General features: G+C 55.7%; 18 protein-coding genes and 1 riboswitch. Of the genes, 11 read left to right on the top strand and 7 right to left on the bottom strand.

What is annotated here, in order from left to right:
• Position 1: 1 nt before the first annotated feature.
• The 3 genes from cobW to MHN28_RS04685 form a co-directional block, all read right to left on the bottom strand.
• Positions 2-1,057 (bottom strand): cobalamin biosynthesis protein CobW, encoded by a 1,056-nt coding sequence (gene cobW, locus MHN28_RS04675; protein WP_155151666.1) that lies wholly within the window; start codon positions 1,055-1,057, stop codon positions 2-4.
• Complete coding sequence (locus tag MHN28_RS04680; protein WP_239336499.1) at positions 1,054-1,434, bottom strand: DUF1636 domain-containing protein; 381 nt, start codon at positions 1,432-1,434, stop codon at positions 1,054-1,056. Before MHN28_RS04680 ends, cobW begins: the two co-directional genes overlap by 4 nt.
• A gap of 92 nt (positions 1,435-1,526) precedes the next feature.
• A riboswitch (cobalamin riboswitch) is annotated at positions 1,527-1,736 on the bottom strand.
• Positions 1,737-1,808: 72 nt separating this feature from the next.
• A complete protein-coding gene (locus tag MHN28_RS04685; RefSeq protein ID WP_239336502.1) occupies positions 1,809-2,693 on the bottom strand; it encodes a LysR substrate-binding domain-containing protein in 885 nt (294 codons plus the stop codon).
• A gap of 113 nt (positions 2,694-2,806) precedes the next feature.
• Between MHN28_RS04685 and MHN28_RS04690 the strand changes: the two genes are divergently transcribed.
• A complete protein-coding gene (locus MHN28_RS04690; RefSeq protein ID WP_239336505.1) occupies positions 2,807-3,763 on the top strand; it encodes an NAD(P)-dependent oxidoreductase in 957 nt (318 codons plus the stop codon).
• A 283-nt stretch (positions 3,764-4,046) separates the two neighbouring features.
• On the opposite strand, the gene MHN28_RS04695 is transcribed toward MHN28_RS04690, so the two are convergent.
• Positions 4,047-4,379, bottom strand: coding sequence for a hypothetical protein (locus MHN28_RS04695; protein ID WP_239336507.1), 333 nt, complete (start codon positions 4,377-4,379; stop codon positions 4,047-4,049).
• 181 nt (positions 4,380-4,560) lie between these two features.
• Between MHN28_RS04695 and MHN28_RS04700 the strand changes: the two genes are divergently transcribed.
• Together MHN28_RS04700 and MHN28_RS04705 are read left to right on the top strand one after the other, a co-directional pair.
• Positions 4,561-4,869, top strand: a complete 309-nt coding sequence (locus MHN28_RS04700; RefSeq protein ID WP_239336510.1) for a helix-turn-helix transcriptional regulator — start codon at positions 4,561-4,563, stop codon at positions 4,867-4,869.
• Positions 4,866-5,258: a VOC family protein gene (locus MHN28_RS04705; RefSeq protein ID WP_239336513.1), complete on the top strand. Its 393-nt coding sequence runs from the start codon at positions 4,866-4,868 to the stop codon at positions 5,256-5,258. Before MHN28_RS04700 ends, MHN28_RS04705 begins: the two co-directional genes overlap by 4 nt.
• A gap of 304 nt (positions 5,259-5,562) precedes the next feature.
• On the opposite strand, the gene MHN28_RS04710 is transcribed toward MHN28_RS04705, so the two are convergent.
• Positions 5,563-5,949: a hypothetical protein gene (locus MHN28_RS04710; protein ID WP_239336516.1), complete on the bottom strand. Its 387-nt coding sequence runs from the start codon at positions 5,947-5,949 to the stop codon at positions 5,563-5,565.
• A gap of 335 nt (positions 5,950-6,284) precedes the next feature.
• On the opposite strand from MHN28_RS04710, the gene MHN28_RS04715 reads away from it, so the two are divergent.
• Positions 6,285-6,473, top strand: a complete 189-nt coding sequence (locus MHN28_RS04715; protein WP_239336519.1) for a hypothetical protein — start codon at positions 6,285-6,287, stop codon at positions 6,471-6,473.
• A 258-nt stretch (positions 6,474-6,731) separates the two neighbouring features.
• Here MHN28_RS04715 and MHN28_RS04720 read toward each other — a convergent pair whose 3' ends face one another.
• Entirely contained in the window at positions 6,732-7,838 is a 1,107-nt protein-coding gene (locus tag MHN28_RS04720) for a hypothetical protein (protein WP_239336522.1), read from the bottom strand.
• Positions 7,839-8,036: 198 nt separating this feature from the next.
• Here MHN28_RS04720 and MHN28_RS04725 point away from each other — a divergent pair, with 198 nt between their 5' ends.
• From MHN28_RS04725 to MHN28_RS04740, 4 genes are all read left to right on the top strand, one after another.
• A complete protein-coding gene (locus tag MHN28_RS04725) occupies positions 8,037-8,681 on the top strand; it encodes a PepSY domain-containing protein (RefSeq protein WP_239336524.1) in 645 nt (214 codons plus the stop codon).
• A 38-nt stretch (positions 8,682-8,719) separates the two neighbouring features.
• Positions 8,720-9,379 carry a response regulator transcription factor gene (locus tag MHN28_RS04730; RefSeq protein ID WP_239336526.1) on the top strand — a complete coding sequence of 220 codons (660 nt, stop codon included), beginning with the start codon at positions 8,720-8,722 and terminating at the stop codon, positions 9,377-9,379.
• Positions 9,379-10,707 (top strand): HAMP domain-containing sensor histidine kinase, encoded by a 1,329-nt coding sequence (locus MHN28_RS04735; RefSeq protein ID WP_239336528.1) that lies wholly within the window; start codon positions 9,379-9,381, stop codon positions 10,705-10,707. Before MHN28_RS04730 ends, MHN28_RS04735 begins: the two co-directional genes overlap by 1 nt.
• Positions 10,708-11,273: 566 nt before the next feature.
• Complete coding sequence (locus MHN28_RS04740; RefSeq protein WP_239336531.1) at positions 11,274-12,308, top strand: IS110 family transposase; 1,035 nt, start codon at positions 11,274-11,276, stop codon at positions 12,306-12,308.
• Between the two features lie 399 nt (positions 12,309-12,707).
• On the opposite strand, the gene MHN28_RS04745 is transcribed toward MHN28_RS04740, so the two are convergent.
• Entirely contained in the window at positions 12,708-13,736 is a 1,029-nt protein-coding gene (locus MHN28_RS04745) for a LacI family DNA-binding transcriptional regulator (RefSeq protein WP_239336532.1), read from the bottom strand.
• Positions 13,737-13,841: 105 nt separating this feature from the next.
• Here MHN28_RS04745 and MHN28_RS04750 point away from each other — a divergent pair, with 105 nt between their 5' ends.
• The 3 genes from MHN28_RS04750 to MHN28_RS04760 all read left to right on the top strand — a co-directional run bounded on the left by MHN28_RS04750 (position 13,842) and on the right by MHN28_RS04760 (position 18,295).
• Positions 13,842-16,169 (top strand): DUF1989 domain-containing protein, encoded by a 2,328-nt coding sequence (locus MHN28_RS04750; protein ID WP_239336533.1) that lies wholly within the window; start codon positions 13,842-13,844, stop codon positions 16,167-16,169.
• A gap of 36 nt (positions 16,170-16,205) precedes the next feature.
• A complete protein-coding gene (locus MHN28_RS04755) occupies positions 16,206-17,177 on the top strand; it encodes a glycine betaine ABC transporter substrate-binding protein (RefSeq protein WP_239336534.1) in 972 nt (323 codons plus the stop codon).
• 68 nt (positions 17,178-17,245) lie between these two features.
• The gene (locus MHN28_RS04760) at positions 17,246-18,295 is read left to right on the top strand and encodes a glycine betaine/L-proline ABC transporter ATP-binding protein (RefSeq protein ID WP_239336536.1); all 1,050 of its coding nucleotides are present in this window, start codon (positions 17,246-17,248) and stop codon (positions 18,293-18,295) included.
• Positions 18,296-18,301: the final 6 nt, after the last annotated feature.

Below are 18,301 nucleotides of genomic sequence, written 5' to 3' on the forward strand. Positions count from 1 at the left end.
CTTACTCGGCAGCCTCGGCTACACCTACGAGGATATCGCGGATTGCGGCCTCTTTGATGTCGTCATGCTCGGCGATCACGACCAAACGCGAGCGGCGCTCTTCACCGGGTTCCCACGGACGGTCGTACTGGTGACGCACGCGGGCACCAACAGCCTGAACCAGTAGGCGCATGGGCTTGCCCTGAACGGCTGCATAGCCTTTGACGCGCAAGATATTCAGCTCATTGGCCAAACGTTCGATATTGGCGACCAGTTGAGCCGGGTCTGTCTGTTCCGGCAACTCGACGATGATGCTTTCGAAATCGTCGTGCTCGTGATCGTGATGACCGTCGTGATGCGACGGGCGGGCGTCCATGTCATCCTCGGCAGCGGCCTCCAGACCCAGCACGACGCGGACGTCCACGGCACCTTCGGCAACTTCGACAACCGGCAGGGGACGCGGAGCCTCAGCCGCAATGATCTCTTTGGCCTTGGCAACCCCTTCCGGACCGGCCAGATCGGGCTTGGTCAGCAGGATGATGTCGGCGCAGGAGATCTGATCCTCGAACACCTCGGACAGAGGCGTTTCGTGGTCGATCGAGTCGTCAGCCAGGCGCTGGGCGTCCACGGCTTCGACATTCGGAGCAAAGCGTCCTGCGGCCACGGCCTCGGCATCTGCCAGAGCGATCACACCATCAACTGTGATTTTGGAGCGGATATCAGGCCAGTCGAATGCCTTCAGCAGCGGCTTTGGCAACGCGAGGCCAGAGGTTTCGATCAGGATGTGATCAGGGCGCGGCTCCAGCGCCATCAGCGCCTCGATGGTCGGGATGAAGTCATCTGCCACGGTGCAACAGATGCAGCCATTGGCCAGTTCCATGATGTTTTCCGCAGGGCAATCCGGGATCGCGCAGGATTTCAGGATGTCGCCATCGACACCCACATCGCCGAATTCATTGACCACAACAGCCAGACGTTTGCCCTGCGGGTTCTGCATCAGGTGCTTTACCAGCGTGGTCTTGCCCGAGCCCAGAAAGCCGGTGATCACAGTGACAGGGAGTTTTTCGAGATTGCTCATTTCAGGGCTCCAATCGGGGGAATGCGGGCCGCACAGTTTTTGCGGAAATGTTCGGGGCGCTCACGCCATTTTACCAGACCGTCTTCGGCGGCGAGATACTTGGTTGCACCGTCAACGATGGTTTCGACGTGGTCGGTCTCGTTGAGATTTTCATAAACGAAGGTCCAGCGGGATGGGCCACCGCGTAACACGATAGAACATCCCTGATCGCAGTTCGAAAGGCATTCCACTGGCTTCAGATCGACGCCGTCGGGCAGGCCAGCCTGTTCCAGCGCCTTGTGCAACAAGGTGCCGGGCCGTTGCGCATCATCCTCGACAGGCAGTCCACGGCGGCACGTGGTGCAGACCAGCAATTCGACTGGTGTGGTCGCGGTCATGTCTCTCATCCCCCCAAATCCTCTTCGTGGGGGACGGGGTTTCATGCGGGCCACGTATGCGACATGGACCCGACACCGGAACACCCCGCCCGGTTTCATCTACGGCTGCTGGCAGGTCTCCCGGCTTGCGGATGTCAGGGCCTTGGCCCTGTCGGATGTCCCGCCTTCCCGGCCTTGCGGCCAGTGGCTTTGGGCACCCTCTCCGGTCACGGTCGCGGGGGCGGCTGTGCTTGACGGAATTTCCGCTGGCACATTCCCTTTTCATCCATCCGAAGATGGACACCAACGCAAGGGACATGCGGCACGGGCAGGGGGCTTGTCAAGCGCGAGCAGGGTGCAGAAAACGCGCAGGTCGGAAAAGCGACAAGCCAGTGTCAGTCAGCGGCATCCGCAGCCAGGCGATCACGCAGCCAGGCACAGAATACGCCCGCTGCGGCGGATGAGTGCGTGCGCCCGGGCGCGGAGATCAGGTAGTGCGACTGCGCAAACGGAATCGCCGGGCCTGCAATTTCTATCGGCGCGCCCTGAGCAATGGCATTTTGAGCGAACCTTTCCACAATGGTCGCGCAGCCTGCACCGGCCATCACCAACTGCAATGCTGCGACGGATGTATCGACCGAATGAAGTGACGTTTGTTCGGGCGGCTCCATATCGTGTGCCTGAAAATAGCGCGCCCAGTTGTCCTCGTATCCGAGGATGTGAATCAGCGGCCCTTGTCGGAGGTCCAGCAAGCTTGGGTTAGCCGTACCGGCCCGACAAACCGGCACCAGGTTCTCATCGCTCAGCTTTTCAGAGATGACCGCCGGCCAATCGCCATAGCCCATCCGGATTTCGACATCCACATCGTTTGGCGCGATGCTGTCATTCCAGATGTGCGATACCAGCCGAACGGGAATGTCCGGGTATTGCGTGTTGAACTCGGGCAGTTCAGCGGCAATCCAATATGTCGCCGTGGAAATCGCGGCCCGAACCGTAAGCGTTTGTCGGGACGCAGGGCCAAACAAGCTGTTGGTGGACAGCGCGATGTCACCCAAGGCGCGCCGAACAGTCAAAGCATAAGATTGCCCCAGCTCGGTCAATTCAAGCCGTCGTGCATTTCTGGTGAACAGGTTTTGGCCAAGTTCCGCCTCAAGGGACCGAATATGCAGAGATACGGCTGTCTGGGTCAGCCCAAGTTCCCGTGCCGTGGTGGTGAAATTCAGGTGCCTTGCGGCGCATTCAAAGCTGCGCAGCCATGCCGGGTTTGGAAGTCGGTCCATCTATCACCAAAAATTTTTTGCCATAACGCGGCTTATTATTCGTTTCGCTTTTGGAATTGCAACGTGGATACTCGATCAACAGCATCGCAGACGTACACTTTCGGGAGGGAAACATGAAAGTCGGCTTTATCGGATTGGGAAACGTTGGCGCAAAACTGTCGGGTTCGCTGCTGCGCAACGGCGTGGACCTGACGGTTCATGACCTCAACGCGGATTTGGTGCAGAACTTCGTGGCCAAAGGTGCCAATGCAGCCGAAAGTCCGGCGCAGTTGATGCGTGATTGTGATGCCGTCATCACCTGTCTTCCATCCCCGGCCGCCTCTGACGCCGTGATGCAGGAAATGTTGCCTGAAGTTGGCCCCGGAAAAATTTGGATGGAAATGTCCACGACGGACGAGGCCGAAGTCAAGCGCCTGGGTACTATGGTGATTGAACGCGGTGGTGCTGCCGTCGATTGTCCGGTTTCCGGTGGCTGTCACCGGGCCGCCACGGGCAATATTTCGATCTTTGCCGGCTGTGATCGCGCGACTTTCGAAAAAATCCTGCCATTCCTGACGACGATGGGGCGACGCATCCTGCACACGGGCGAACTGGGATCTGCCTCAGTCCTGAAAGTTCTGACCAACTATCTGGCAACCGCAAACCTGATCACCTGCGCCGAGGCGCTGGTGACCGCCAAGGCTGCCGGCATGGACCTCAACACGACGTACGAGGCAATCAAGATCTCGTCGGGCACATCGTTCGTTCACGAGACGGAAAGCCAGGTAATCCTGAACGGCTCGCGTGATATCTCCTTCACGATGGACCTCGTGAAAAAGGACATCGGCCTGTTCCAGGAGGTCGCGGACCGCGCCGGAGTGCCGCTGGAAATAAATCCGGTGATGATCCGGATCTTCGAAGACGGAATTGCCCGGTACGGAGACCGCGAACTCTCGCCCAATATCATCAAGCGGCTTGAGGATGCGACGGGTCTGGATATCCGCGCCCCGGGTTTCCCGCCCGAAATGCTGGACGATGAGCCGGAAGAGGCCGGCTATGAGGTTGTCCCGCAAGGACGTGAGGCCGTGTGACGCACGCCATGTGCGACCGGAATATACCTTCTAATCAGAAGAGTGGAGGCGAGTACCTGTTTTGAAATTGAGCTGCGGCAAGATTCGTACCTATTGAAAACAAGTACTTATAACAAGACACCTCTCTCCAAGCCTAAAAATGTTGCGGGATTTGTTGCGGGACCGAAATCTGAAAATGCAGTGTCTTTCGTGTGAGGTCGTCTGCAGTTCAGCGGTTTTGATAGGCCAATTTTCAAACATTTGTGTGCAGCGTACTTTGACTACTGATCGTTGCATTGTGGCTTCAATTGAAGGGGTTTTCGCTAAGAGCGATCGTGGTAACTCCGATCGAAGTTTCCGAGATGCCGTAAACGTCTTTGGTCAAGCCGCCTCTCTTAAAAATTCTCAATACCTCTTGAGAGTTTTCAAAACTATCAGAGAGCGAAGTCACATAAATGCGCTCATCGTCCACTTTAATAAGGAAGCGTTTCCTTAGATTTTTGGCCCGAAAATCTTCGTCAGCGTCGAAACTAGTCATATCCACAACACCGCATTCATAGTCATCTCCTGCGGCCAATGCGCTTGTGGAAAGAAGTAGAGAAACAAGAATTGATGAAAGTAGCGGAATTGTCTGCATTAGTTGCCTCACTAGCCGCCATTCGTTCGCGGCGCAGCAAGGATTTGGGTGTCAAGGATCGGGTCGCGGGACTTTGTTGCCTTTTGTTTGCTAGCCAGTGAGTTCCGCTTTTCGACGTTCGGCTGGTATGCAGTAAGAATACTGCACTTGATATGCAGTATTCTTACTGCATATAGGGTGTATGACAGATGACCAACTCGACCTAATTTTCAAAGCTCTTTCAGACAGCACCCGTCGTCGCATCATCGGCCATCTGAGCAAAAGGCCCGCTCAATCGTTGTTCGAAGTGTGCGCGGCTTCGGTTGCAGAGGATGGGATTGCTTTGTCCCGACAAACGGTCTCCCAGCATCTCGCTGTCTTAGAGAAAGCGGGATTGATTGAGATTGAGTGGAGGGGGCGAACAAAGGCGCATTCATTGAGCGTCAGCGAAGACGACATCGCGGCGGCATCGTGGCTCACAAAGTTCAAACCGAAAGGAACCAAGACATGAAAATCTACGTCACAAGCGTCTTTGTTGACGATCAAGACAAGGCCGAAAAATTCTATACTGAAGTGCTCGGCTTCAAAGTGAAACACAACATTCCATTGGGCACCAACCGCTGGCTGACCGTTGTCTCAGAAGAAGACCCAGACGGTACAGAGTTGCTGCTTGAGCCAAGTGACCATCCAGCCACAAGAACCTTCAAGGAAGCTATCGTTGCCGATGGCATTGCAGCCCATTCGTTTCAGGTGCAAGACCTCGATGCAGAGTGGAAGAAGCTGACCGACCGAGGCGTAGAGTTCACCACCGAACCAATGGATGCGGGCGCAATTCACATGGCTGTTTTTGATGACACCTGTGGCAATCTGATCCAGTTGATCCAGATGAAAGACGCCTAAATGGCCACTTTGGCTGGCCGGACGGCAGCTTCCGCACCGTCCGGTCAGCATGCAGCAATTAGGAGTTTGGGCTCGCAGTCAGAATTCGCCGTCCGTTGCATGAGCGATAACTACCGAGGCACCAGTAACTGTCCGTTCAGCGACCTTGCACAAGATCAATAGCTTATCCACACCCGGTTCCACGGTGCCTGATCCCCGCCGCTTGCTGCACAGGCATTGGGCCGCGAAGAGCCCATACTTTCGAGTGCGTCAAGTCGACCGAATGGCCGTAAACTGAACTTAATTCGAGTAGAAGTTAGCGTACTCAATTCAGAATATCGGCGATTGCCCCAATCAGGTTCAGTACTTCATGCGTTTCACGGTTTACTTCGTAAACGTAATCTCCGGCTCGTACGTAGTATCCATTGCGCCGTAGTCCCCAACGGCTGGGATCATCGATGCGGACATACCCATCATAGATGTAATCACCACGGCGGTATTTCTTTGCCTGTCCAGGCGGTACGCACGGGATGGCCTTTTTCGCCAATCCCGGTGGACAATGCCCGGATTTGGATTTCACTTGTATTGGTGCGGTCGTTACTACAGCGATACCGTGCAATTTGTCTTGGTTCCACAGATTGTGATGTGCACGCGCCACAGACGCGCCCTGAACGGTCACGGCTATCGCCAAAATTCCAACAGATATCTTCATTCCTCACGCCTTTTTAGCTTCGTGGCTTAGATATGCCATTGAACCGGCATTGGCGAGTTGATCGGCAAAGAGTTGCTTTCCAGTGCGGAAATTAGCCCGTGCTTCGTGGAAACTGAGTGAGGAGCCTCTTTTCTCAGAGGTAGCCTAAAGCACCAGGACAGGATGTCCTTCGTCCACCTCATCGCCAATTCTCTCTTTCGTTTGTCTTTATTTCGCGAACAACATTAACAGAACGTGAACAATGTATTCTCAGAGTGTTCAACCAAGCTGAGGCATAGTGATCCTGTTGGATCGAACACGTGGTGTGTCGTTTGATCTCTAACAAGGGGAAACGCATGATCAAGTCTGCCTTTGTGACTGAAGAATCCAGCACAACAGCTGTGATGCAAACCTCCGGCAAAAGTGCCGTAGAACGTTTGTCAACCATGACCAAATCGAGCAGTGGTCGCTTCCCTCCTATCGAAAATGCACTAACAGAGATCGTTAAGAACAAGCGGCTTTTTGAGGCACATAACAACGTCTGAAGGCAGTTCAGCAGACCCCCAAACAATTCCCGATATTCGTCCTAAATTTCGGAATTGAAAACTTAATCCCGCTCCGTCTTGGGGCGGGGTTTCTTTATTGGGTATAGTGCGGATACTGTTTCAGGTTGAGACGCGGGTGTAAAAATGCGGGCCAGCCGCTTCCCATCTCCGTGAAGCATGTGGCTGGCCCGGCTTTCAGTACTTCCGTGAGTGGTCAGCACTGAAGGAATATTGACGCGAGGAGGCTGTGGACTTTTGTTACAGGCCCAACAGCGCCTTAACCTCTTCTTCAACAGCGTCAGTGACAGGTTTGTTGGCAGCAGCTTCCAGTGCTTCCCGCTCGGTTAATTCCTGTTCCTCAACCAAATCAGCGAGTTCCTGCACTTCTTCAGTCGCTTCCTCGTATTCGACAGCAGCCTGACGTTCATCGTTCAGGTCCTGCGCTTCTTCGACCGAATTATCTAAATCCGTACGTGCCTCTTCCAGTTGTTCCTCGATCTCGGGATCAGTTCCGCCGGCGTCTTCAAGTGCCTGTTCAAGGTCTTCGACCCGCTCTCGATTCTCTTGCACGTCGTCCAGTGTGGTACGCAGGTCTTCTTCGATCTCGGGCACTGTCCGCTCCGGAGGCTCCAATCCGGTGAGTTTTTCCAACTGTTCCGCAAGTTCCTCGCGCAGCGAATCCCCGGCCAGTACGGTATCTCGATAATTGGCAATTCGACCGACGCGGGAATTAGGTGCAGCGTTTGCCAATGCAGTTGCGCTGGCGTTGGCTGCGTTTAATGCACCCAGTTCAGATGGGTGAGCACCAAGAAGCGCAGCCATTCGGTTGCCCTTGGTCCGGACAGCTGGGCGAATGGATTCTTCGACAATCACAGATTTCGAAGGCGTCTTGTACGTCCTGGGCTTTTGTTTGCCACCACTGGTTGTCGAGCCTTTCTTTGAGGTGGCAGCTGTTCTCGACTTACCCTTGCCGCTGAAGAGGTCCTTCAAGGAAAAACGGCCGCCCTTGTCCGAAGCCGAGCGCGAGGACTTCGACTTCGAGTTACCGACAGAGGATTTCCCGGCTTTTCGGCCACCACGGCTTTTGTCGGCACCTTTCTTTCCGCCTTTGTTACCGGCGGAACTGTTGTCCCCACGGTCTCCTTTGGCAGAGTTCCCTTTGCCGCCGCTACCGTTTCCACCACCGTTTCCGTTGTCTCCGCCCTTGCCATTTCCTCCACCGTTACCTTTTCCGCCCCCATTGCCTTTACCTTCCTTTGCAAAGGCAGCATCTGGCGTAGCGATAGTGGCGACAATGGTTGCTGATCCCAACAACGCGATTGCCAGGGTGGTTGCTTTCAGCAGTCCCAAACTGGTGGTTTTCATTTCAACCTCCTCGGTGGAAATTAGCGGGCAACAATTCTTTCGATCGGTCCGCTGTGTTCAATCGTCTAGATTCCTGCACGAATCTTCAAAGCTCACTGCCATTTAACTTGAGGGTGCTTGAACGCAGGGCTAACTGATTGTTCATCATCGGTTCATGTCAAAAAACGTAATCTCTAGCCGCGAAACACGAGGATTTTCATGCGCGCGAAGGTGATCTTGGTTGTTGCGAGCTTGCTTGTTGCTTTGCCCTTTGGCGAAGCGACCGCCCAGACACGTGAGCTCAAGCAAGGTGAGCTGCGCAAGGCGACCCTGACTGGCGGCGCGATCCGATTGAAACGGGTGATCAAAGGGGTCGAGAAAGCCTATGGTGGCACTCCGGTCGATGCGCGGGCGTTTCAGGCTGATCAAATTTACTATCGCATTCTTGTCAAAAAGCCTGATGGAAAAATTGTCAGTGTCATTGTGAATGCCCAGACCGGTACAGTCGTTTCCAATCGATCCAGTGTTGGGCGCCAAATATCGAAAGCAGCCCGTTCGAACCCCGCCAGCGCCAGCAACAGCCGCAACACCAACAGCAACCGTGGTGCTTCTGCGAGCCGTGGAAACAACGGCAACAGCGGTGGCAATGCTGGTGGAAACGGCAACGGTGGCGGCAACGGCAACGGCGGCGGTAATGGCAACGGCAACGGCGGCGGTAATGGCAACGGCGGCGGCAATGGCAATGGAGGTGGAAATGGTGGTGGAAACGGCGGTGGTGATAGCGGTGGTAATGGTGGCGGAAACAGCGGTGGTAACGGTGGCGGCAATTCTGGCGGGAACGGCAAAGGCAACGGCAAAAAATAGGGCTTAAACCAAAGCTGTTGTGACTGTAGTTTTTGAATATGAGAGTACTTCTGGCCGAAGATGAGCCGCAGCTATGCGAGCAGATCAAGAAACTACTAAGTGCAGAGGGCCGCGTGGTGGACGTGGCTAGCAATGGAACTGACGCCCTGCACTTGGGCGCGACCGAACCTTACGACATGATCATCCTCGACATCGGGCTACCAGAACGCGACGGTATATCAGTCCTGCGTGAATGGCGAAGCGCGGGCGTCAAGACACCTGTGTTGATCCTGACGGCCCGCGATGGGTGGAGCGAGCGTGTGGATGGCCTTGATGCAGGCGCCGATGACTACATGACCAAGCCGTTTCACATGCCCGAGTTGGCGGCACGTGTGCGCGCAATCCTGCGCAGACAAAGCGGTCAGTTGAACCCGGTTATCGAGATGGGGGACGTCACTCTTGATACGCGAAACGGGCGTGTCAGTGTAGGCGGTATTCCTGTTGATCTGACCGCGCAAGAAATCGCAGTTCTGACATACCTTGCCCACAACATGGGACGCATGGTGTCTCGCACCGAGTTGTCGGAACACATCTACGAATACGACGGTGACCGGGACTCGAACACCATTGCTGTTTTCATAACCCGGCTGCGTAAAAAACTGGGCTCTGACCTCATCACTACGGTCAGAGGGCGCGGCTATATGATCGATACAGCCTGATGCTATCGCTGCGCCAACGCGCATTGCTTGGCGGCCTCGCGACCGGTGCGCTTTCTGTCGGTGTCGGAACGCTGGTTGTGTTTTCCTACATCAATACACGCGTTCTGGAGCAGTTCGACGAGACGCTGCGCGACCGGCATACGCAGCTCATTGTTGGCCTGAGTGCGACTACGGATGACCCAGAAGCATTGCGTGACCTGATGTTCGACCCGGCCTATGGCACGCCGTACTCAGGCAGATACTGGCAGGTAACAGATAGCGGCGGCGCTGCATTTACATCTGCCTCACTTTTTGACGAAACAATTTCCGAGCCTGCGCGCGTGAGGGAAGAGGCAGTCGTCTGGAACACATCCGGTCCGGACAATGAGGCCGTTCGCGGTGTCTATCAGAAAATCACGTTCGAAGACGGGACCGAGTGGGGCGTGACGGTCGCTGAAAGCAGATTTGAACTGATCAGCGAACGCCGGGCCGCCCAAAACAACTTGCTTCCGGTTTTTGGGTTGGTCGGCTTAATCGGAGTTGCTGGCTCGCTGTTATTGATGTCTGCAATCATCGGCCCCCTCAGGAAACTGCGGGCAGATGTGGCGCATCGTTGGGACAAGGATGACGATCTGAAGCCGGAAGACTATCCGGAAGAGGTTTCGCCGCTTGTTGAGGATCTCAATCAATTGCTGCACAGAAATCGCGAGATTGTATCTGGTTCTCGACGGCAAGCGGCGGATCTGGCGCACGCGCTCAAAACGCCGACAGCAATACTTCGAAACGAACTCGCAACCTTGTTGGATAAAGGGGCAGACACCGAACCTGCTGACGAGGCGCTGAACAGGATTGACGCTCAGTTGAAGCGGTCTCTGGCGCGCATGCGGGCGTCAAACACCGCTGAACTTACGCACTCACGAACTGATCTCACAATTTCCGTCAACAGGCTGTCCAGATTGTTTTCGATCATGGCAGAGCGCGAAGGAAAATCTCTGACGACAGATTGCGAGGGTGGCCTAAGGGTCCGAATGGACACCCAGGATATTGAAGAAGTGATTGGAAACCTCCTCGACAACGCCCTCAAGTGGTGTCGAACAACAGCACACATCGCCGCAAAGCGTGTTGAGGGCGGCATTGAGATTTGCATTGAGGATGACGGGTCGGGAATTCCGGAAGATGCGCGTGAAGAGCTGCTTCGATCTGGAGGTCGGCTGGACACCTCTGTCAGCGGCACGGGATTGGGTTTGGCCATTTCTGTTGATCTGCTGAACGCTTATGGCAGCAAGCTGAAACTCGGGACATCAGCGAACCTTGGAGGCTTGGCCTGTCATTTGCTGTTGTCAGCATAAATTTGACCGCATCTGGTTAAGAAACGGTCATTGAGCGCAAGTATTGAAGGGCGGCGTTTTTTACGCGTCGTGATGCTCAGATGTTGTGGCGCCGAAGATACATTTTGAATTCTGGCGAGGTTAGCACGGATGAACGACTGCTTCGGTGAAATTCTCTGCGCCGCCGAAAAGACCCCGCCGCACGTGCAAGTGATTGCTGCATGAGCTATGGCGGTGTCAGAAATAGGCGGGTCTGTCCGCGTCTCACCAGTTGATGCGGCAGGCAGCGAATGGTGCTGTTTTCTTGAACCGGCCACTCATGGTCGACGCGGCGAAGGTGTCGGGCGAGCCCGACTCGGTCATTGTTATTTCGTGCTGCACGCGCACGCAACGGATAATTCGCTGCATTGGCATCCACGCCGACGCTACCACGCCGCGGAAAAACCGGCCATTCATTTCCGGCGCAGCGATCACGGAGGCTCGAATTCACAAGTCGCGGTACAAAGCATGAGTAATCGGGCTGGCCTGATGGATGGGTTGGGTTCTCGATAGAGTTGCAGTGATTGCTGCAATCTTAGGAGAACGAGATGGATTACTTTGCTGGTTTGGATGTTTCACTTCGGTCTGTTGCCGTTTGTGTGATTGATGCAAATGGCCGGACGGCTTTTCAGCGTTTGGTTACGTGTGAGATCGAAGACATCAGCGGATGTCTTGCAGACTTCACGGCTTGTGATCTTCGGATCGGGTTCGAAGCTGGCGCGATGAGCCAGCATCTGTTCTTCGGCCTGCAGGCGAATGGTTTCGACGTTGTCGGCATGGAAGCGCGGCAAGTGAATGCCGCACTTTCGGCCATGGGCAACAAGACCGACAAGACAGATGCACGGGGGATCGCCAACATACTTCGTTCTGGCTGGTTCAACCCTGTCCATGTGAAGAGCCGAGAGGCACATGCCATCCGTGCGCTACTGAGCAGTCGAAAGGCAGTTCAGCAAAAGTGCATTGATCTGGCAAATGAGATGCGCGGGTTGTTCCGGATCTTTGGGTTGCGCCTGCCATCTCGTATCGATCAGGCGTCTTTTGATGAGAGGGTGCGTTCCATCATCGAAGCGGACCCAAACCTGTCTCATGCCTTATTGCCGCTGTTGGACGCTCGCGCGGCGCTCTTTGCCACATACCGGGAGCTTGATCGACGCCTCAAGCAAGCGGCCAGCCGTGATGAGACCTGTCTGCGCTTCATGGCAATCCCCGGAGTCGGGCCGATTGCAGCCCTGACTTTCAAGGCGGCAGTGGATGGCCCCAAACGCTTCACCAGTTCAAGGACCGTCGCCGCGCACTTTGGTCTGACACCGAGGCGCTACCAGTCAGGGGAGATGGACAACCCTGGCCGTATCTCGAAAGCAGGCGACGCCGATGTTCGATCCGCGCTCTACGCAGCGGCGAACGCGATGATGATGCGATCCGTCGCCAGCTCTGAAATCAAGAGCTGGGGTCTTCGGGTGATGCGCCGAAAAGGCCGCCGCAAAGCGGTCGTTGCCGTTGCCCGAAAGCTTGCTGTCGTTATGCACCGCGTGTGGGCAGACAATACCGAGTTCCGTCAGAGACCGTTGGAGGGCGCCGTATGAAACTGAACCTTCGAGCATCAATGACGGGATCGTCCCTCACCGGACGAGGCCTGCGGATGACGCCGAAAATGGCTGCTGCGCCATCCAAAGCGCGAGACTAAGCTGGGCGCTCCGCGACCGATCCGGCACATGCATGCAGCGGTCCAATCGAACCGCACCAAAAATGACTGCGAAGAGAAGCTTGACCCGGATGAGAGACCCGATCCCAAAGGACGGAAACAAAACGATGAAATGAACTTGACCCAAACGCCCGATTAGAGAAGCTGCCTTTCGCGTTATCCGCCGCAGTGTCCGCAGCCAGACCATTCTAGCCGTTCGCCCGTACGCCAACTAGCCTCTGTCGCTCTATCAAAGAGAGCGGAATGCCCTCCTTCGCCGCATCAGGTTCAATGGTCAGATTTACTCATTGAGAACTGCGTTTCGAATAGTTGAGCTTCTTTCGATCAGCTTAGCTTCAAGTCTTTCCGGTTGCGGTCTTTCTTGCGCAGAAATCCAGCGTGCCAACGCGATGGCTGCCCTTTCACCCATTCGGGAAACAGGGAGATGAACCGTTGTTAAAGACGGTACGGCAACGGCAGAGCTCGGCAGATCGTCCAAGCCCATCAACGAAACGTCCTCCGGAATACTTACTCCTTTGGACTGAAGGCCAAACAAAACTCCTAGAGCGACAACGTCCGAAAGGCATAGGATAGCGTCCGGTTTGCTTGAATTGCTTTCAATTCGCGCGGCGGCATCGGCGCCCCCGCGAAGACTGATCTCTGTCTCGAAGGTCGTTAGCTCACCTTCCCAACTTAATGAGTGCAGCCCGGATAGTCGGGCCTGTGTCCGATCATTATTGTGAATGGGGCCGTGCACCACGGCAATCCGCCGATGCCCGAGTTCAATAAGGTGCCGCAAAGCCAATTTCGCCGCGGCTTCATTGTCGTAACCGATCGTCGGCAACGGATTGGAATTGTCAAAGTAGGACGTGATAATCGTCGGCATCATTGTGCGTTCGATCAGTTCGTAAAACTCAGGACTGTGGGAGGCGCCGGTGATAATTAGCCCTTCTGCTCCTATGTCCACCAAACCTTTTGCTTTCGCGGCCTCGATATCAGGATCAGAGTCCGTTGTAGCCACGACCAGTGACAACCCATCGTCGGATAGCTTTCTCTCGAGTGCCGCAAGAAACCGGGCGAAAATCGCATTGTCCAAAGTAGGAATCAACGCGCCGACGAACCGGGTGCGACCAGAATTGATTGCCCTCGCGGCAGCGCTTGGAACGAATCGAAGTTCAGCAATTGCCTTTTGAACTTTTTCCAGAGTGTCCTTTTTGACCACTCCCGGTTCATTCAGCACCCGAGATACCGTTGCGACTGATACGCCCGCAGCTTTTGCGACATCCCTGAGATTTGAGCGTTTTTTCGGCGCTTGGGCTTTTTGTGTCACCTGATCTTGTGTCCGTATTCTGGGTTCCTCAGGAAAGAGTTGACATATGTAACTAGTTTCATCAACCTTTGTAACTAGTTTCATAACCGAGAATCTAACAACACCATGTATGGTTCGTCAGTCCTGCACGAGTTCACGAATTCCGGGTTTAACAGCCCGGGGCGCAGATTTCCGGGCTTCCCAAAAGTCTCTGGTACACGATCTCATATTCTGGCCCCGCGCGAAGCAAGCCGTGTGACAATGAACTCGGGCGACCTGCTTTCTATGGATGGGGTCACGCCAGCGTTGCCTCTGGAGCTTGTGGCTTTTTCGGATGCAGGGACCTGCAACCTTGCAAGCTTAGGGCTAAAGGCGAATGGGACAGTCAATCAGGCTGAGTTTAGTAACGATCAATTCAAAGGCTGGATCAGTTCGCAAGGCGGGGATCCTGGGCTACCGGTTTCAAGCTATGAATTGGTGACCGAGGCGGATCCCGTGATTTTTCGCGCGACCCAACCAGTGACGGTATGGTTGATAAGGCCGGCATCGATTGACGGCTTGATCGAAGGAAATGGTGCAGGTTGTGTTACGATCCTGCATAAACATGCAGCTGCGGATGAACCTCTATTACCACCGTTATTGGGGGATGCTCGGGACGAGTTTACAATTCCGCGTGGTACCGGGTTCGGCTATGAACTGAAAGCTGGCGAGTTTGTTCAAATCATAGATGTCGAAGGGCAGCAGTGTTCGGATTTTATGGCCCTTCGTTCCGATGGGTTAGATCGCGGAAACGAATGGATGATCGACTCGACCGCCACCCGGTCGATGGTACGTCGAGCCTATCCGGGCCCCGGACTCCTGGACAAGTTTTATGATCGGGAGATGCGCCCGCTCCTGAACGTGGTGCAGGATACATGTGGACGTCACGACACGTTCGGCCTGGCCTGCACTGCCAGAGGTTATGAAGAGCGCGGCTTTCCCGGTCATGTGAACTGTTCCGACAACATGTCGAACGTGCTGGCGCCTTATGGTGTTGCGCGTCGATCGGCCTGGCCTGCTATCAATTTCTTCTGGAATACGTGGATCGACCCGGCGACGCACCATATCCTGACCGAGGAATCCTATTCCCGCCCTGGTGACTATGTCGCCATGCGCGCAATGGAAGATCTGGTATGCGTCTCGACCGCATGCCCGGACGACATAGATCCAATAAATGGCTGGAATCCGACGGATATTCACGTGCGCATCTATCGCCCGGAAACGCCTATCCGGCGTGCTGTTGCCTACCGTGAAAAGGAAGATGCTCCCATGTCAATTAGTCAGGAGTCCGCATTTCATGACCGTCTCGCCCCCTTGACCCAACATTTCGCTCCGGCCCGCGATCTGTGGGCGCCAGTCAGCTTCCCTGCCCACGGCACGTTGGGTGAATACTGGGCATGCCGCGAGGCGGTGACGGTACAGGACATGAGCGGGTTGCGCAAATACGACATCGTCGGGCCGGATGCCGAAAAACTTCTACAGCAGGCAACGACACGAAACGTGGCTAAACTGCCGGTCTGGCGCGGGTCTTACACCATCATGTGTGACGAAAGTGGGTCGGTCATCGACGATGGTACACTGTTCAGGCTTGCGCCCGAGATCTTTCGCTGGTGCTGCGGATCCGAGGAAAGCGGTCGTACGTTGCAGGCACTGGCGACAGAACTGGACATGCAGGTTCGGGTGCACGCACTGCGGAACGCGATGCCGAACCTTGCCATTCAGGGGCCGAAATCGCGCGAGTTGCTACGCAAGATTGCCTTTACGCAGCCTCATGTGCCGTCTCTGGATAATCTCAAGTGGTTCGGTGTCACGATCGCTCGCCTGCATGGCCGGGAAGGGGCTCCTTTCATGTTGTCACGCTCGGGCTACACCGGCGAGTTAGGCTATGAAATATTCTGCTCCAATTCCGACGCGGTGGCGATTTGGGACGCGGTGATGGAAGCGGGTGAGGAGTTCGGGATCACACCTATGGGCTCTGCTGCGCTGGATATTGTCCGGATCGAGGCCGGGTTGGCCGCAGCAAATGCAGAGTTTGCGCCGGATGTCGATGCGTTCGAGGCCGGTCTGGGGTTCGCTGTTGATATGAACAAGACCAGTTTCACAGGCAAAGGCGCGCTTGAGCGAAACGCGCGAGACCCGCGCCGCGTGCTCAAAGGGTTGTTGATCGGGTGCGATGACGTGCCTGCCCATGGCACTCCGGTATTTGCCGGCGAGCGGCAGGTGGGCGTGGTCACTTCGGCCACCCGCTCACCAATGCTGGAACAGGCGGTCGCCATGGCGCGGCTGTCGGTCGAACACGCCGAGAACGGCACCCATCTGGAAATTGGGCAACTCGACGGGCGGATGAAACGCCTGGGGGCAACCGTCTCGGACATTCCATTCATAGACCCGCAGCGCAAGCGGGCGCGCGCCTGACGGCGCAGGCAACACCACGTAACGGGAGAGAAAGATATGAAGAAACTGGCAACATTGACCGCAACGTTCGCGTTGGCCGTGGGGGCCACAACGGTGATGGCACAGGAGAAGGTTATGGTAGGCGAGCCCAGTTGGCCCGGTGCCAAGATTATGAGCCGTGTGATCGGTCAGGTCATCGAAACCCGCCTCGGTGGCGAGGTAGGCTATGCGCCGGGTGCCAACGCCGTGATTTTTGCCGCGATGGACGGTGGGCGTGGTGACATTGATGTGCATCCGGATGTCTGGCTGCCAAACCAGTCCTCGTTCACCGATGAGTATGTCGATCAGAAGGGCACCGTGGCGCTTTCGTCCGGCAGTTACGAGGGCCGCGCGGGGATTTGTGTTCCGAACTACATGGTCGAAGATCACAACATCAAATCGATTTACGATCTGGCCACTCCGATAGCGCAGGAACTGTTCGACTCCGATGGCGATGGCATGGGCGAAGTTTGGGTCGGTGCATCTGGCTGGGCTTCGACCAACACCTTCAAGGTGCGGGTGCGTGATTATGGTATTGAGACCTTCCTGACGCCCACCACCGAGGACGAGACGGTTTTCTATTCGCGTCTCAAGGATCAGATTGATCAGCAAAAAGGTGCCGCGTTTTATTGTTATGCGCCGCATTACGTGCACGCGTTGTATGACGTGACCATTCTGGAAGAACCCGAACACGACGCCGCAACCTACAAGATGGTGCAACCGGATCAGGATGCGGATTGGTACAACAATTCGCATGTTAGCACCGGCGAGCCTGTCAAAACCGTGACTGTTGCGCATTCCAAGTCACTGGAACAGCGCAATCCGGCTGCTGCGTCTTTCCTGAGCAACATCAATATGAATGCCGATCAGCTCAGCGCTCTGACTTATGAAGTCGTCGTCAAAGGTCGCGAGACGGATGAGGTCGTGGCCGAATGGATCGCCGCCAATGACGAGACGGTCGACGGCTGGCTTGGTTTGAAGACCAACTGATACCAAAGCGCCCCCGGCCCGATCTTGCCGGGGGCGCAATCTGCAAGCTCAACCAAAGTGGGGCCAGTATGACGGCGGATATCGCAATTGATGCACGTGGCGTTTGGAAGGTGTTCGGGGCACGAGCGCAAGACGCATTGAAAGCCATTCACAGCGAAGGGCTGAGCAAGGCCGAAGTGCTGGACCGGTTCAATTGCGTTGTTGGTGTTGCCGACGCCAGCTTTGAGATTGAACGCGGTGAATTGTTCTGTGTCATGGGCCTGTCCGGCTCGGGCAAATCGACACTGGTCCGCCATGTGAACCGCCTGTTGGAACCAACTGACGGCCACATCTATCTGGACGGCGATGATGTCATGGGCCTCAACGACGACGGTTTGCGCGATCTGCGCAATCGTCGCGTTGCCATGGTTTTCCAAAACTTCGGCCTGCTGCCTCACCGAACCGTGCGCGACAACGTCGCCATGCCCCTGGAAATCCGGGGCACCGGCAAGGCGCGTCGGTGGGAAGAGGCCGACCGGGTTCTGGAACTGGTAGAACTGAACGGCTGGGAAGACAAATACGCGCATGAGCTGTCCGGGGGTATGCAGCAGCGTGTCGGTCTTGCCCGGGCCATCGCCGCGGACCCGGAGATCCTGCTGATGGACGAGCCGTTCTCGGCCCTTGATCCGCTGATCCGCAAGCAATTGCAGGATCAGTTCATGGAGTTGAGCCACAAGCTCAACAAAACAACAATGTTCATTACCCATGATCTTGATGAGGCCATTCGTATCGGCCATCGCATCGCGATCATGAAAGACGGTCGCATCGTGCAGATTGGCACTCCGGAGGAAATCATCCTGAACCCCGCCGATGACTATGTCGCAGACTTCGTTGCCGGAATTTCCAAGCTCAACATGATCTTCGCCCATGCGGTGATGAAGCCGGTGGATGAGTTCGAGGCACATCACGGTGAAATCCCGGATGACGCAAAAGAGGCGCATCCCAATATGGACCTGTCCGACCTGATGAACCTCTGCGTCGATGGGCATGGCGTGGTCGCGGTCACGCAAGACGGCAAGACCGTGGGTGTGATCAACCGCGCGGGACTCATCCGCGCCATTCAGGACAGCCAGGCATAAGGGAAC

This window comes from Ruegeria sp. Ofav3-42, from assembly GCF_022347725.1.
GTDB lineage: Bacteria > Pseudomonadota > Alphaproteobacteria > Rhodobacterales > Rhodobacteraceae > Ruegeria.

Bases quoted from the DNA above. Each gene is read 5' to 3' on its own strand.
- MHN28_RS04700 (WP_239336510.1), top strand. From the start codon at position 4,561: ATGACAGATGACCAACTCGACCTAATTTTCAAAGCTCTTTCAGACAGC.
- MHN28_RS04720 (WP_239336522.1), bottom strand. From the start codon at position 7,838: ATGAAAACCACCAGTTTGGGACTGCTGAAAGCAACCACCCTGGCAATC.
- MHN28_RS04680 (WP_239336499.1), bottom strand. From the start codon at position 1,434: ATGACCGCGACCACACCAGTCGAATTGCTGGTCTGCACCACGTGCCGC.
- MHN28_RS04755 (WP_239336534.1), top strand. From the start codon at position 16,206: ATGAAGAAACTGGCAACATTGACCGCAACGTTCGCGTTGGCCGTGGGG.
- MHN28_RS04690 (WP_239336505.1), top strand. From the start codon at position 2,807: ATGAAAGTCGGCTTTATCGGATTGGGAAACGTTGGCGCAAAACTGTCG.
- MHN28_RS04710 (WP_239336516.1), bottom strand. From the start codon at position 5,949: ATGAAGATATCTGTTGGAATTTTGGCGATAGCCGTGACCGTTCAGGGC.
- MHN28_RS04730 (WP_239336526.1), top strand. From the start codon at position 8,720: ATGAGAGTACTTCTGGCCGAAGATGAGCCGCAGCTATGCGAGCAGATC.
- cobW (WP_155151666.1), bottom strand. From the start codon at position 1,057: ATGAGCAATCTCGAAAAACTCCCTGTCACTGTGATCACCGGCTTTCTG.
- MHN28_RS04735 (WP_239336528.1), top strand. From the start codon at position 9,379: ATGCTATCGCTGCGCCAACGCGCATTGCTTGGCGGCCTCGCGACCGGT.
- MHN28_RS04760 (WP_239336536.1), top strand. From the start codon at position 17,246: ATGACGGCGGATATCGCAATTGATGCACGTGGCGTTTGGAAGGTGTTC.
- MHN28_RS04740 (WP_239336531.1), top strand. From the start codon at position 11,274: ATGGATTACTTTGCTGGTTTGGATGTTTCACTTCGGTCTGTTGCCGTT.
- MHN28_RS04750 (WP_239336533.1), top strand. From the start codon at position 13,842: ATGTATGGTTCGTCAGTCCTGCACGAGTTCACGAATTCCGGGTTTAAC.
- MHN28_RS04695 (WP_239336507.1), bottom strand. From the start codon at position 4,379: ATGCAGACAATTCCGCTACTTTCATCAATTCTTGTTTCTCTACTTCTT.
- MHN28_RS04715 (WP_239336519.1), top strand. From the start codon at position 6,285: ATGATCAAGTCTGCCTTTGTGACTGAAGAATCCAGCACAACAGCTGTG.
- MHN28_RS04685 (WP_239336502.1), bottom strand. From the start codon at position 2,693: ATGGACCGACTTCCAAACCCGGCATGGCTGCGCAGCTTTGAATGCGCC.
- MHN28_RS04725 (WP_239336524.1), top strand. From the start codon at position 8,037: ATGCGCGCGAAGGTGATCTTGGTTGTTGCGAGCTTGCTTGTTGCTTTG.
- MHN28_RS04705 (WP_239336513.1), top strand. From the start codon at position 4,866: ATGAAAATCTACGTCACAAGCGTCTTTGTTGACGATCAAGACAAGGCC.